The sequence below is a fragment of the Catenovulum sp. SX2 genome (assembly GCF_052056295.1).
Taxonomy (GTDB): Bacteria; Pseudomonadota; Gammaproteobacteria; order Enterobacterales; family Alteromonadaceae; genus Catenovulum.
The window spans coordinates 4,037,211-4,050,364 of record NZ_CP182493.1; the positions used below are offsets into that span (position 1 = coordinate 4,037,211).

The 13,154-nt window shown below is 38.8% G+C and carries 13 protein-coding genes; 10 read left to right on the forward strand and 3 right to left on the reverse strand.

Features of this window, described 5'->3' with window-relative positions:
- The first annotated feature begins 15 nt into the window (after nucleotides 1-15).
- Entirely contained in the window at nucleotides 16-1,464 is a 1,449-nt protein-coding gene (gene thiI, locus ACMZOO_RS17120; protein WP_440906317.1) for a tRNA uracil 4-sulfurtransferase ThiI, read from the forward strand.
- On the opposite strand, the gene ACMZOO_RS17125 is transcribed toward thiI, so the two are convergent.
- On the reverse strand, nucleotides 1,461-2,366 hold the full coding sequence (locus tag ACMZOO_RS17125; RefSeq protein ID WP_440904509.1) for a ketopantoate reductase family protein: 906 nt from the start codon (nucleotides 2,364-2,366) through the stop codon (nucleotides 1,461-1,463). The two genes, thiI and ACMZOO_RS17125, sit on opposite strands and share 4 nt — an antisense overlap.
- Nucleotides 2,336-2,749, reverse strand: coding sequence for a VanZ family protein (locus ACMZOO_RS17130; RefSeq protein WP_016957821.1), 414 nt, complete (start codon nucleotides 2,747-2,749; stop codon nucleotides 2,336-2,338). Before ACMZOO_RS17130 ends, ACMZOO_RS17125 begins: the two co-directional genes overlap by 31 nt.
- Before the next feature lie 222 nt (nucleotides 2,750-2,971).
- Between ACMZOO_RS17130 and ACMZOO_RS17135 the strand changes: the two genes are divergently transcribed.
- Both ACMZOO_RS17135 and tyrA read left to right on the forward strand, forming a co-directional pair.
- Entirely contained in the window at nucleotides 2,972-4,039 is a 1,068-nt protein-coding gene (locus ACMZOO_RS17135) for a 3-deoxy-7-phosphoheptulonate synthase (RefSeq protein WP_440904511.1), read from the forward strand.
- 8 nt (nucleotides 4,040-4,047) lie between these two features.
- Nucleotides 4,048-5,028, forward strand: coding sequence for a bifunctional chorismate mutase/prephenate dehydrogenase (gene tyrA / locus ACMZOO_RS17140; protein WP_440904512.1), 981 nt, complete (start codon nucleotides 4,048-4,050; stop codon nucleotides 5,026-5,028).
- A 1-nt stretch (nucleotide 5,029) separates the two neighbouring features.
- Here tyrA and ACMZOO_RS17145 read toward each other — a convergent pair whose 3' ends face one another.
- Nucleotides 5,030-6,058 carry a LacI family DNA-binding transcriptional regulator gene (locus ACMZOO_RS17145; protein ID WP_440904514.1) on the reverse strand — a complete coding sequence of 343 codons (1,029 nt, stop codon included), beginning with the start codon at nucleotides 6,056-6,058 and terminating at the stop codon, nucleotides 5,030-5,032.
- A 278-nt stretch (nucleotides 6,059-6,336) separates the two neighbouring features.
- Here ACMZOO_RS17145 and ACMZOO_RS17150 point away from each other — a divergent pair, with 278 nt between their 5' ends.
- The 7 genes from ACMZOO_RS17150 to ACMZOO_RS17180 all read left to right on the forward strand — a co-directional run bounded on the left by ACMZOO_RS17150 (nucleotide 6,337) and on the right by ACMZOO_RS17180 (nucleotide 13,066).
- Nucleotides 6,337-6,819, forward strand: coding sequence for a gluconokinase (locus ACMZOO_RS17150; RefSeq protein ID WP_440904515.1), 483 nt, complete (start codon nucleotides 6,337-6,339; stop codon nucleotides 6,817-6,819).
- The gene (locus tag ACMZOO_RS17155) at nucleotides 6,819-8,108 is read left to right on the forward strand and encodes a lactate racemase domain-containing protein (RefSeq protein WP_440904517.1); all 1,290 of its coding nucleotides are present in this window, start codon (nucleotides 6,819-6,821) and stop codon (nucleotides 8,106-8,108) included. Before ACMZOO_RS17150 ends, ACMZOO_RS17155 begins: the two co-directional genes overlap by 1 nt.
- Nucleotides 8,105-9,454: a LarC family nickel insertion protein gene (locus tag ACMZOO_RS17160; RefSeq protein WP_440904518.1), complete on the forward strand. Its 1,350-nt coding sequence runs from the start codon at nucleotides 8,105-8,107 to the stop codon at nucleotides 9,452-9,454. Before ACMZOO_RS17155 ends, ACMZOO_RS17160 begins: the two co-directional genes overlap by 4 nt.
- A gap of 21 nt (nucleotides 9,455-9,475) precedes the next feature.
- Nucleotides 9,476-10,279, forward strand: coding sequence for a hypothetical protein (locus tag ACMZOO_RS17165; RefSeq protein WP_440904520.1), 804 nt, complete (start codon nucleotides 9,476-9,478; stop codon nucleotides 10,277-10,279).
- Nucleotides 10,276-10,974 (forward strand): nickel pincer cofactor biosynthesis protein LarB, encoded by a 699-nt coding sequence (gene larB, locus ACMZOO_RS17170; protein ID WP_016957829.1) that lies wholly within the window; start codon nucleotides 10,276-10,278, stop codon nucleotides 10,972-10,974. The genes ACMZOO_RS17165 and larB overlap by 4 nt, the downstream gene beginning before the upstream one ends.
- A gap of 20 nt (nucleotides 10,975-10,994) precedes the next feature.
- Nucleotides 10,995-11,663, forward strand: coding sequence for a hypothetical protein (locus ACMZOO_RS17175; protein WP_440904522.1), 669 nt, complete (start codon nucleotides 10,995-10,997; stop codon nucleotides 11,661-11,663).
- Nucleotides 11,664-11,818: 155 nt separating this feature from the next.
- Nucleotides 11,819-13,066: a tagaturonate epimerase family protein gene (locus tag ACMZOO_RS17180; RefSeq protein WP_016957831.1), complete on the forward strand. Its 1,248-nt coding sequence runs from the start codon at nucleotides 11,819-11,821 to the stop codon at nucleotides 13,064-13,066.
- Nucleotides 13,067-13,154: the final 88 nt, after the last annotated feature.

A 13,154-nucleotide genomic window follows, 5' to 3' on the forward strand; every position in this document is an offset into this window, starting at 1 on the left:
AAGTAACAAGCCATGATCAAGTTTATTGTTAAAATGCACCCAGAAATTTCGATTAAAAGTCGTTCGGTGCGCCAACGTTTTACCAAAATATTAGAAAGCAATATCAAAAATGTTTTGCGTAAAGTGGATGAAAAGGCTTGGGTTCAACGCCAATGGGACTGTGTTGAAGTCAGAGGTAGCGACGATAAACGCGATGTTATAATCGAGCGTATGCAGTGTATACCTGGGGTAACCAACTTCTCTGAAGTGAAGCAATATCCGTTTGTTTCATTTGACGATACCTGTGCGATTGTTTTGCCGCATGCCCAGCACTTAATAGAAAACAAAAGTTTTTGTGTAAGGGTAAAACGCCGTGGTAGTCACGATTTTAAATCGAAAGATTTAGAGCAATATGTCGGTGGCTTTTTAAACCAAACAGTAGCTTCAGCAAAAGTTAAACTCAAAGATCCAGACGTAACTGTTATGTTAGAAGTGGCTAATGACCAGTTATTTGTCATGGGTGAAAAATACAAAGGGTTAGGTGGTTTTCCAATAGCAACGCAAGACGAAATTTTAAGTTTAATTTCAGGTGGATTTGATTCAGGCGTTGCAACCTACGAAACCATGCGCCGTGGGATTAAAACCCACTTTATCTTCTTCAATTTAGGTGGTGCTGCACACGAAATAGGTGTTAAACAAGTATCCTATTTCTTGTGGGCTAAGTATGGTATTTCACACAGAGTTAAGTTTGTTTCGGTCGATTTCCAGCCTGTTGTCGCCGAAATATTAGAAAATATCGATAACGGTTTAATGGGCGTTGTGTTAAAGCGTATGATGTTACGCGCAGCTAGTCTAGCGGCAAAACGCATGGGCATTAAAGCCTTGGTGACAGGTGAAGCTTTAGGGCAAGTATCTAGCCAAACTCTAGCCAATTTAGCTGTTATAGATAAAGTAACAGATACACTTGTGGTGCGCCCATTAGTCACTATGGACAAACAAGATATTATCGATTTAGCGCGTAAAATTGGCACTGAAGATTTTGCCAAAACCATGCCGGAATATTGTGGTGTGATTTCTCAGCGTCCAAATATCGCAGCGCCAGAAGATAAAGTTATTGCAGCAGAAAGTAACTTCCATATGCCTTTGATTGAGCAAGTAGTAGACAATGCTAAGTTGTATGACATCAAAGAGCTGAGAACAGAAACTGAACAAACGGTTACAGAAGTTGACAGTGTTAGTGAAATTAATGCTAACCAAGTGGTTATTGATATTCGTTCTGTGGAAGAAGAAGAGTTAGAGCCGCTAGAGTTAGCTGATGATGTTGAAGTTATCCATATTCCATTCTTTAAACTAGCTACTCAATACGAAAACTTAGACCAATCAAAAGAGTACTTGCTCTACTGTAAAAAAGGCGTAATGAGCCGTTTACAAGCGTTGTATTTACAAGAGCAAGGTTACAAAAACGTTAAATTATTTCAGCTCTAGTTGATAGACTCCAAGCACTTTATTTGTTGATAAAGTGCTTGGTGTTTTGGCAAATCAACCGATAGTTCTGCTGCTGTTTGTAATAAAAAGCCGCTTATAAAATCAATCTCAGTTTTTCTGTTATTCGCTATGTCTCTATTCATTGACGAATAGTTATTAGCAGTTTTATCAATCACCTCGTACACAGTTTGTTTAATTTCGGCGTCGGATAGGGCAGGGCAAACATGCGCTGATATTTGATAAATCTCCGCTAATAATTCATGTATCTCCGCAGAAAATCTACTCTCGCGTAGTTGGCCATTTTTGACCTGATGTATTGCCGTTAGCGGATTTATCACGCAATTGATAAAGAGTTTTTTCCATAAAATCTCATTAATATTTGCCTGCCAACTCGCCTGTGACCAAACGCTAAGAAGTTGATTAAATACTACAAATTTTTCGCTGCATTCATTTAAATCTGTAAATGGATTTTCAATTTGCACTTGTCCAATACCTGTCTGCACAACATCCAGCTTTTGTTGGCTGTAGGCTGCATAAGTTGTAGTGGCTAACAGTACATTAGCTTTTGGCAGTAACGCCTCTACTATTGCTTTTGTGCCCATGCCATTGTGCAGTAATACAATATTGGCATCTGCTGCAATCATTTGTTGTTGGCGTAATTGGTTTATGGCTGTTTCAACTTGATAAGCTTTTACTGTGACAATAAGGTTTGTGACAGTTTGGCTTGCAGGGGAGAGTGGGATAGCAAATTTTTGCTTATTTATATCGGTAAAATACAACAGCTTGTTTGGCGATTGTGCAAAATTAGCTGGTTTCAGCAATACGTTGAAATCAATTTGATTGATAAAACACTGCTGGGTTATAGTCGAGCCTATCGCGCCGCAACCCAAAATAGTAAGCATGCTAACCTTGTTTTAAACAATAAAAATAAGCTTGTAAGCGTACCCAGCATATCGGCTAACCAATCAGCCATACTCGCTTCACGGTCAAAAAAACTGCCTTGCAAACATTCAATAGATGCCCCATAAATGGCAAAAAACACTATCACCATAGTTAGATTAAATTTTAGGTGGGTTTTAGTTTTGTCAGTTAGTTGACGACTATAACTAAAACAGCCAAGTGTAGTTAAAGCACCAAAAACAACAAAATGGGCAAATTTATCAAAGTGCGGGAACAGGCCTTCGCTGCTTGGATCTATTGGTGCAAAAAATAAGTAAGTCGCATATAAAAAAGTACAGACTGTGATAGTGCGAATTACATAAGTCTGTCTTATAAAATCTAACATTAAATTGATTACTACTGCAAAATCGAGAGCGCGTATAATACTCGATTTTTCAGTAATTTCGAAGCTAGATTTTTTTCACTATTAATGTGCAAATTATGCTGATATAAAATACATTTTTCGCTACAATGCCCGGATAATTATACCCAAGCTAGTTGAAGATGCGAGCTTGGGTACATAACGTGTGACCCCGCACTAATACAAGATTTCATTGGATAAAACTGAATGCTAAAAGATAGTTTAAATAACGTTCATGTGAACGACGAAACCGTACTGATAACCCCTGAAAAATTAAAACAAAATTTACCGGTTTCTGAAAAAGCATTGAATTATATCGCAAACGCGCGTGAAACATTGTCAAACATAATTCATGGCAAAGACAAAAGATTAATTGTTATTAGTGGCCCTTGCTCAATTCACGATGTGGATGCGGCTATTGTTTACGCAAAAAAACTTAAACAGCTACATGATGAATTGGGCGACAGTTTGTATGTCGTGATGCGTGTGTATTTTGAAAAACCAAGAACAACAGTTGGTTGGAAAGGTTTAATTAACGATCCAAACATAGATGGTAGCTTTAATATAGAAGCTGGTTTACACAAAGCGCGTAAATTGTTAATCGAATTGGCTGAACTTGAAATACCTATGGCAACTGAGGCTTTAGACCCTATCAGCCCTCAATATTTAGCTGAGATGTTTAGCTGGTCAGCTATTGGTGCGCGTACTACTGAATCACAAACTCACCGTGAAATGGCTAGTGGTTTATCAATGCCTGTCGGTTTTAAAAATGGTACAGATGGTAGCTTAGACACTGCAATTAACGCATTAAAATCAGCTGCTTCTCCGCATAATTTTATGGGCATTAATCAACAAGGCCAAGTTGCAGTAATTTCTACCTCAGGCAACCCTGATGGACACGTTATTTTACGTGGTGGTAAAACGCCAAATTATGATGCTGCTAGTGTTGCTGAATGTGAAGAAAAATTGAAAAAAGCCGGCTTAAACGACGCACTAATGGTCGATTGTAGCCATGGTAATTCAAATAAAGACTACAGCCGCCAACCTATTGTTGCACGTGATATTATGCAGCAAATCATTGATGGTAACCAATCTGTTATCGGTATTATGTTAGAGAGCCATTTAAACGAAGGCAACCAATCAACTGATTTATGCTTAGCCGACATGAAATACGGTGTGTCGATTACTGACGCTTGTATTAATTGGGACGATACCGAAGAGCTATTACGCGAAATGGCTGATAAATTGGCTGCACCATTAGCTGCTCGTAAATAGGTTCATTAATGTCCGAGGCTACACTGACTGAGCAGTTACTGCAGGTAGAAACTCAAATTGAAGCTCTGTTAAAACAAAAAACAGAGCTTGAACAAAAAATCAAACAAATAAATCTAGCCCACGCACAACAAACTAGCCAATGCCAAAAACGTATTGTGGTAGTTGGTGGTCGCGGTAAGTTAGGTTCATTGTTTGTGCGTTTATTTGTTGAGTTGGGCCATTCAGTTAGTGTATTTGAACAACAAGATTGGCAGAATGCGGCAGATATTCTGAAAAACGCAGATCTAGTTGTTGTATCTGTACCGATAAATTTAACCACACAAATAATTCAGCAGCTTGTTAAATATTTACCTGCAAACACAGTTTTAGCTGATTTAACCAGTATTAAGGCAGAGCCTCTAGCGGCAATGTTAAAACATCATACTGGCCCAGTTGTTGGCTTACACCCTATGTTTGGTCCGGATGTACCAGATATTCATGATCAAGTTGTAGCCTATTGCGATGGTCGACAACCTGAACAATACCAATGGTTAATTGATGCATTGTCTTTATTAGGTGCAAAACTTAATAAAGTTTCTGCTGAATCTCACGACAAATCTATGGCCTTCATTCAAGTGATGCGTCACTTTTCAACTTTTGTTTATGGATTACACCTACAGCAGGAAAATCCAAAAATTACCGATCTAATTAGTTTAAGTTCACCTATCTATCGACTTGAATTGGCTATGGTAGGGCGTTTATTTGCCCAAGATTCGCAGTTATATGCTGACATTATTTATTCAAACCCAAATAACTTTGATTTGCTAAAACGCTTTGCTGAGCGTTTTAATGAAGGCATTGAGTTATTAGAAAGTGGTGATAAAGAGTTGTTTAAGCAAGAGTTTGCCGATGTTCGCAGCTGGTTTGGTGAATATGCTGAGCATTTCTTAAAAGAAAGCCGCGTCATGTTAGAAGCGGCTCATCATTACACAGAGTTAGAAATTAAATAAATTAATCTTGTTTAAAACCGGTTGAATCGCGGATAACTAATTCTGGATGCACAGTACAATTTTGAATAATTGCCTGTGGGTTATTTCCTTCCACTTTTGCAATAAGTTTATTCGCTGCATATTTAGCCATTTGTCGCACTGAACGTTTCATTGATGTAAGTGCGGGAATAATACGCGAAGCCATTAAGTTGTCATCGAAGCCAGCTACCGAAAGTTGCTCTGGTACTTTAATATTCAGCTCATATGCGGCTTTTAAAATACCAGATGCCATTTCATCATTATTAGCGAAAATCGCAGTTGGTTTGTCATCAGCTGTTAGTAATTTTCGCCCAAGTTCGATACCACTTTCGTATTGGTTTGTGCCTTCTACAATAAACTCAGGTGAGAGTGGGTAACCCAAAGAAGCCATAGTTTCGGTAAAACCTTCGTAACGCTCCCTTGAAGAACGATAGTGCAGTGGGCCTGTGATCATCGCAACTTTTTCATGTTTGAGTGACACGATAAATCGTGCCATTTCACTTACAGCATGTCTGTCATTTGCCATCACAAATTTATCAGTCGCTTCTGTATGACCTGAAACTAAGCGTACATAAGGTACGGCGCGTTCGTCCAATTCATCACCAAGGGCATCGACTTCGGAAGCCGGCGGTAACACGATAATTCCGTCTAATTTCGAACGACGGACAAAGTTCATCACATTTTGATTCAGATCATCAGCTTTATAGCGGCAGGGGTGAACAACAAGCTCGTAGCCTTTTTGGCTACAAATATCTAAAACACCTCTTTGCACTTCATCAATATATAAAGCATCTGGATTGTCATAGACTAAACCTAATAGGTAAGAGCGGCTTGATGCTAAACCTCTAGCTTGTTTGTCGGGTACATAGTTGTACTCGGCAATAATTTGTTCGACTTTCTGTTTGGTTAATTCGCCAACTTTTGGAGATTGGTTAATAACCCTTGAGACCGTTCGTTTCGATACACCCGCTAAACGAGCAATATCGTTAATTGTTATTTTTGGCTGATTCATATCTATCTATATCGCATCAAAACAAATTGATGATTTTTACCGCTATTGGTTTTTTATTACACTATTTAACATATATTTTTGTTAACACAAAATTTAAAAGCATATATAGCCGGAATACACTTAAAACTTGACAATGCTACCGGTGGCATTTAGTATTCTTTAACATCAAAACTAAACTGTGTTAACACAAAAAATTGCGTTAATATGACTAAAAAGATAGTACATATTGACGAAATTTAATCACAAATTGTAACACAAACAGCAAATTGAGGTCTAATATGATTTACATCGTTATGGGTGTTAGCGGTTGTGGCAAATCTTCAATCGGTGAAATGTTGGCTGAATCGTTAAATATTCCATTCTTTGATGCCGATGATTACCACACAGAACACAATAAAAACAAAATGGCGCAAGGTAATCCACTTAACGATGACGATCGCCGTCCTTGGTTAGAAGGTTTAGCTGAATTAATGCTTGGCTGGGAAGAAAACGGTGGCGCTGTGTTAGCTTGTTCGGCTCTTAAACAAAAATATCGTGATATGTTAGCCAGTAAAGTTGGTGAAAAGGCTGTAATTGTCTACCTTAAAGGTAGCTTCGAATTAATTGACCAACGTATTCGTGCGCGTAAAGGGCATTTTATGAATGCTGATTTATTGAAAAGCCAGTTTGATACATTAGAAGAACCTACTCAGGCTTTGACAGTAGACATTTCTCAAAGCCCACAACAAATCGTAGAAAACATACTACAGGAAATAAAATAATGAGTTATCCGTTTCATATTGTTGATACAGAACAAACCATCAGTGATGAAGCTTTAAGCAGAATTCTTGATGATTTTATTGACGTTAAAGCAAAAAATGCGAAACGCATTTTGATATTGCCACCGGATATTACCCGTTTTTATTCGAAGGCTGGTTTTATTTCTGCGTATTTGTACCATGCATTAAAAGAGCAAGCTGAAATTTTCTTTTTGCCCGCTTTGGGCACACATGACCCAATGTCAGCAAAAGAAATTGATGTTATGTTTGGTCCAGATATTCCAAAAGAATTATTTTTGCCACACAAATGGCGTACAGACGTGCAAAAGTTTGGTGAGATATCTTCAGAGCGTATGCTTGAGTTATCTGAAGGCAAACTAGACTACACCATGGACGTTGCTGCAAATAAATTACTTGAAGAAGGCAACTGGGATTTAATTGTATCTGTTGGTCAAATTGTTCCGCATGAAGTAATAGGTATGGCTAACTACACTAAAAATATTTTAGTGGGCACTGGCGGTTCAGATACCATTCACAAATCTCACTTCTTGGGGGCAGTGTACGGTATGGAACGTATCATGGGCCAAATTGATACACCTGTTCGTCGTGCATTAAATGAAGGTTTTGATCAATATTTACGTCATTTACCAATTGAGTTTATTTTGACTGTATTGGGGCCAAAAAATGACAAGTTGGCGTTACAAGGCGTATTTTGCGGTGATGGTGAAGATACCTACGTCGAAGCTTGTAAGTTGAGCCAAAAACTCAATTTAAACTTGCTAGATAAACCAATTCAAAAAGCGATTGTTTATTTAGAACCGGATGAGTTTAAAACTACTTGGTTAGGCAATAAATCAATTTACCGTACTCGTATGGCTATGGCTGATGACGGCGAGTTAATTGTGTTAGCACCAGCTCTACATAGATTTGGTGAAGATATGGCAATTGACGAGTTAATCCGTAAGTTTGGTTATAAAACGACTGACGAAACATTAGAGGCGGTTAAGAATAATCCTGAACTTGCGAATAATTTATCTGCAGCAGCGCATTTAATTCACGGTACGACAGATAATCGCTTTAATGTGACTTATTGCCCAGGTGATGGTGTTACACAAGAAGAGATTGAATCAGTAAATTATAAATATTGTCATTACAATGACATGATTAAACAGTATCCATTAGAATCATTAAAAGATGGTTGGAACACATTAGCTAATGGTGAAGAAATATTTTATGTAAGTAACCCAGCATTAGGATTGTGGTCGGTTAAAGACAAGTTTATTTCAAAATGACAAATAAATTTAATGTTGCAAGAATAGACTTAGATATCGCTGGCGGAATTGCCGGCGATATGTTTGTCGCTGCTTTTTGTGATGCTTATGCGGAGTTGCAAGACTGTATTTTGGCAACTGTGCAAAGTGTATTACCTAAAGATATGGCTGCACAAACAGGCCAAGTTAAAATTTGGCGCGATATAAATAATGGTATCGGATGTTTGCGTTTTGCCTTAACTAACGGGCACAACCACGCACACACGCACAATCACTCGCATCACGAGCACGACCATGGCCACAGTCATAACGATAAACATAATCACGACCATGGGCATCATCACCATGAGCATAAGCACTCTCAGCAACATTCGCATCATTCTGAAGAAACGACTTATAAAGCACTAAAAGCGAAAATAGAAAAAGCTCCGATTGCGGCAGGTATACAACAAATTGCAGTAGAAATATTAACCATAATTGGCAAGTCGGAAGCAAAAATCCATCAAACTAGTTTAGACAAAGTTCATTTTCATGAGCTTGCTGATTGGGATTCGTTATTGGATGTTGTCTCGGCAGCCGTGATAATTCACAACCTAAATGGAGTTGAATGGAATATTTCTGATATTCCACTTGGTGGTGGCATGGTACAAACTCAACATGGTCTCATACCTGTACCAGCCCCAGCGACTGCAGATATACTCAAAGGACTTAACTTTCGTGACGATGGCATAAAAGGCGAGCGGGTAACACCAACTGGTGCAGCTATCATTCGCTATTTGGTTGAACACAAAAATGCCAAACAACAGCCGCAGTTAAGTTATTCCGAGCAGTCGCAAGCTTGGCAACTAAAGCAAATAGGTTATGGGGGCGGCCATAAACGATTTGCTAATTTGCCAAATATTTTACGTGTTTTGTCTTTTGCTAAAGTTTCACAATCTGCTTTGCAGCATCATCAGCTGATCTCAATTGAGTTTGACATAGATGATATGACAGCCGAAGAAATTGCTTGGGCATGTGATAAGTTACGTCAACATACTAGTGTGGCTGATTTAGTTGTTGCTAGTGTCCGTGGCAAAAAAGGCCGTTTGGTTGAGCAAGTAAAAATGCTGATTAAACCTGATGGACTTGAAACAGTACGCACGAAAATATTTAAATACACTTCTACAATTGGTGTGCGTTGGCAAAACGTGAACCGGCATTGTTTAGAACGGACGCACACTAGCCTAGAGCACGATGGCCAAGACCTGCCTGTTAAAGTGGTTGATAGACCAGGGCACGCAACCACAAAAGTGGAAAGTGATGCTTTGGATGGTTGCGAAACCTTAGAAAAAAGACGTTTTATTAAGTCGCAACTAGAACATAAGTAGCTGTAATACTAGGTGGTTTTGATGAATCAACAGCTTAATCAAAAGCTTGCTGAGTTACGCACATACTTAGCGCAATATCCCGAGCTATCAATAGCCGTTAGTGGTGGTGTTGATAGCATGTTACTTATGTACATAGCCGCTGCGCAAAACAATAGAGCTGTGTATGCGATACATGCGTTTTCCGCAGCTGTACCAAGCCAAGCACACAGCTTGGTAAAAGAATATGCTAAACAATTTAATTGGCAACTAAAGTGTATCGACGTTGCCGAGTTAGAAGATCAAAACTATCGCAAAAATCCAGCAAATCGATGTTATTTCTGTAAATCAAATTTATATAAAGGCATAGCTGCGGCTAGCAATGGCATTATAGCGTCTGGTACCAATACGGACGATTTATCTGACTATAGGCCAGGATTAGTTGCGGCCAAAGAAAATAATGTAGTTCATCCTTACGTAGCCTGTGATATCAGCAAAAGCGATATATATGCACTAGCTGCTTTATTGGGTTTAGAAAAGCTCAAAGATTTGCCTGCACAACCTTGTTTAGCCAGCAGAGTGGAAACTGGTATTGAAATAACCCGTGCTGATTTGCAATTTATTGATAAAGTAGAAACTATGCTCAGGCCATATTTTATTGGCAATGGGAAAAATTCTACTTTGCGTTGTCGTGTTACCCATGCGGGTGTATATGTTGAAGCTGATTCTTTGCCTCAGGGTGATACGCTTAAAGCAATTTTAACTTCAGTGCAAAACGCCTGTACTGAAGCTGGTCATATCTTTTCCGGCGTTAGACAATACAAAAAAGGTTCTGCTTTTATAATATGACTTCTAAAAATACCGCTGAATTTAATTGGGATGAACAAAGGTTAGAAAGAACAGGCATTCAAGAGGCCGTTTATTGTTTGCATAAATCTGCCGGACAAATCGCAGATATATTGGCGTACCATCAGCAGCAACAAAGCTCTACTTTGTTAACTCGCTTGTCGGCTGCTAAAGTTGAACAGTTACCCAATCATTTATCCGCTGCACTAGATTTTAATAGCAGTGGTCAAATTGCTATTTTTAATGCTGAATTTAACCAATATCCACAGCAGCAAAGTGACAAAGATATCTGTATTGTTACAGCGGGTACATCGGATATGTCATTGGCGTATGAAGCTCAAGTCACTTTGGCATTTCACGGATACAAAGCGCAAATAATTTCTGATGTGGGAGTAGCGGGTTTACACCGCCTGCTCAATCGCATTGACGACATTCGCCAGTACAAGTTGGTAATAGGTATTGCTGGAATGGAAGGCGCTTTGTTTAGTGTGTTGGCTGGTTTGATAAAATCTCCGCTAATTGCAGTGCCAAGCTCAGTTGGTTATGGCGTTTCAGCTGGCGGTGATAGCGCGTTGTCGAGTGCGCTGGCAAGCTGCTCACCTGGTATAGTTACAGTTAACATAGATAACGCTTTTGGCGCTGCAGTTGCTGCGATAAAAATGATATCAGCATTTACTCATTCAGCTCAAAATAGCTAGAGGTTTTTATGGAATCCATTTTGATCATTCTTTTTGCCGGTATGTTGGGTATGTTGCATGCCTTTGATGCAGACCATGTTATGGCTGTTTCTAACCTAATGTGCAAAGAGTCCGAGAATAAGAGCAAGGATTGGTCAAATACCATAGGGCAAACACTTAAATGGGGAATAGGGCACGGTGGAATTTTAAGTGTTATCGGCATCGTTTTTATTTGGTTTGGTTTGGGCATGGAAGAAGCATGGGTACAAAGCGCTGAAATGTTCGCCGGTGTTTTGTTATGTGTATTGGGTATAGCGACATTGTTTAGCTTGCGCCAAAAATCGTTAACACTGCACACGCATAGCCATAAAGGTTTAACCCATACACACTGGGTAAGTAAATCCAAACTCAATTCGCATGTAAATCATACCCCTGTATTGGTAGGTATGGTTCACGGTATGGCGGGAAGCGCTTCTATTGTGGCTATTTTACCAAGCTTAATGCAAACGAGTTTAGCGTTTGCATCAATCTACTTAATTGTCTTTAGCCTAGGCTGTTTAATTGGCATGCTAGGTTTTGGATTCTTCTGGAACAAATTTTTTAATAAATTGGTGTTTAAATACCAATTATTACAAAAAATCGTGAGAGGGACGTTTGGTAGTGCGTCCTGTTTATTAGGCGTCTACTGGATCCACATGTCGCAGATCTAAAAAAGATCTGATTATTTTTTAATAATTGTTGTATTTATGTTGATAAATGCCACCGGTGGCATTATTATTATATGGAACGAACGGAAAATGTGTCGTAACTGACTGTTCCGTTAACTACGAATACGCAGCAAAAGCAAAAGTCAAAGGTGATAAAAATGCTTAAAATAGAGAAGTTTACAATTGGTGTGGGCGACCGCTTTGGTCATCAGGCAGAAGCTCAGTTACAAGCAATGATAGATGCGAAAGAAAATTTAGGTGTTGAAATTTTCCCTGTATGGAACAAATCGAATCGCGAACATCAAATTATTGGTACAGTTCCACAAAGCTTGCGCGATGAAGCTGATGCAGCTGTAAAAGTTAAAGGTTGGGATTTACCTTATTATGTTGACGCTGATCACATCCAATTAGGTACAGTAGACAGCTTTATTGCATGTAGCAACTTTTTTACACTAGACGTTGCAGAGCAAATCGGTTTAGCAGCACCTGAAGCTGACATCGAAGCTTTTGTTAAAGCACAAGCTAAATACATTGGTGAATTAAACATTCCAGGTATCGACGAAACTTTTAACGTTACTGAAGACCAAGTACGTGCAATCGCAAAAGAGTTTTTAGGTGCGGTTAAATTAGCTAAACAAATTTTTGAAAAAATTAGCGCGAACAAACCAGAAGCTTTCGTAACTGAAGTTTCTATGGACGAATGTGAAAATCCACAAACGCCTTTGGAGTTATTCTTCATTTTAAGTGCTATCGCCCAAGAAGGTATTCCTGCTCAAACAATCGCACCTAAATTCACTGGTCGTTTTAACAAAGGTGTTGATTACGTAGGTGACGTTGCTCAATTCGACAAAGAATTTGATCAAGATTTAGCTGTTGTAGCATACGCAATTAAAGAGTTTGGTTTACCAGAAACATTAAAATTATCTGTTCATTCAGGTTCTGACAAATTCTCTATCTACGAATCAATTGGTCGCAACCTTAAAAAGCACAATGCTGGTATCCACTTAAAAACTGCTGGTACAACTTGGTTAGAAGAAATCATTGGTTTAGCTGAAGCTGGCGGTGAAGGTTTAGTTATAGCTAAAGAAGTATATGCAGCTTCAATTGATAAATACGAAGCTTTATGTGCGCCGTATGCAACAGTTATTGATATCGATGCTTCTAAATTACCAACTGCAGAAGAAGTTAATGCGTGGACAAGCGAACAATACACTAACGCATTACGCCATGATTTAGATAACCCAGAATACAACCCTAACTTACGTCAATTATTACACGTTGGTTATAAAGTAGCTGCACAAATGGGTGATCGTTATCTTCAAGCGTTAAAAGACAACAAAGAAATTGTTGGCAAAAACGTAACTGAAAATATCTACCAACGTCATATTTGCAAAATTTTCGGTTAATTAATCGAAAATAGCGCACTTATTGAGTGCGCTGCACCAAGTTGTGGTACACTCTTGGTGCGCAAACAACAATTAAATTGATCTGATT

Bases quoted from the DNA above. Each gene is read 5' to 3' on its own strand.
- ACMZOO_RS17125 (WP_440904509.1), bottom strand. From the start codon at position 2,366: ATGCTTACTATTTTGGGTTGCGGCGCGATAGGCTCGACTATAACCCAG.
- ACMZOO_RS17130 (WP_016957821.1), bottom strand. From the start codon at position 2,749: ATGTTAGATTTTATAAGACAGACTTATGTAATTCGCACTATCACAGTC.
- ACMZOO_RS17155 (WP_440904517.1), top strand. From the start codon at position 6,819: ATGAGTTATCCGTTTCATATTGTTGATACAGAACAAACCATCAGTGAT.
- ACMZOO_RS17165 (WP_440904520.1), top strand. From the start codon at position 9,476: ATGAATCAACAGCTTAATCAAAAGCTTGCTGAGTTACGCACATACTTA.
- tyrA (WP_440904512.1), top strand. From the start codon at position 4,048: ATGTCCGAGGCTACACTGACTGAGCAGTTACTGCAGGTAGAAACTCAA.
- larB (WP_016957829.1), top strand. From the start codon at position 10,276: ATGACTTCTAAAAATACCGCTGAATTTAATTGGGATGAACAAAGGTTA.
- ACMZOO_RS17180 (WP_016957831.1), top strand. From the start codon at position 11,819: ATGCTTAAAATAGAGAAGTTTACAATTGGTGTGGGCGACCGCTTTGGT.
- ACMZOO_RS17150 (WP_440904515.1), top strand. From the start codon at position 6,337: ATGATTTACATCGTTATGGGTGTTAGCGGTTGTGGCAAATCTTCAATC.
- ACMZOO_RS17145 (WP_440904514.1), bottom strand. From the start codon at position 6,058: ATGAATCAGCCAAAAATAACAATTAACGATATTGCTCGTTTAGCGGGT.
- ACMZOO_RS17160 (WP_440904518.1), top strand. From the start codon at position 8,105: ATGACAAATAAATTTAATGTTGCAAGAATAGACTTAGATATCGCTGGC.
- ACMZOO_RS17135 (WP_440904511.1), top strand. From the start codon at position 2,972: ATGCTAAAAGATAGTTTAAATAACGTTCATGTGAACGACGAAACCGTA.